The sequence below is a fragment of the Roseateles sp. AC306 genome (assembly GCF_979253795.1).
In genome coordinates this window covers 1-249 of record NZ_CEEDEB010000111.1, presented here as the reverse complement: position 1 = coordinate 249, position 249 = coordinate 1, and the positions used below count along the sequence as shown (strand labels likewise).

Annotated in this window: 1 protein-coding gene; it reads left to right on the top strand. The window is 71.9% G+C overall.

All coding sequences use genetic code 11. The features are described from left to right. Positions 1 to 46: 46 nt before the first annotated feature. Positions 47 to 249, top strand: a 203-nt coding sequence (locus AC0IZJ_RS28600; protein WP_471855656.1) for an FAD-dependent oxidoreductase, incomplete at its 3' end; no start/stop codon positions are given.

Sequence of the window (249 nt, the reverse complement as noted above, 5' to 3'; positions counted from 1 at the left end):
CAGGCGCGTCGCGGCGGCACAAGCCCGGGTCGCTGCGTGGAAGGCGATGGGTCTGTCCATCGAACTGCTCGACCCCGAACAGGCGCGCCTCCGCGAGCCCGGCCTGACTGCCAACGCGCCGCTCGCCGGCGCGGTGGCGCTCGCCAACGGTGGTGCCGGCAATGCCCGCCTCTTTGCCCAACACCTGCGCCAACAGGCCCAGCAGCTGGGTGCTGCCTTTCGCTTTCACACGACGGTGCGCGCCATCGC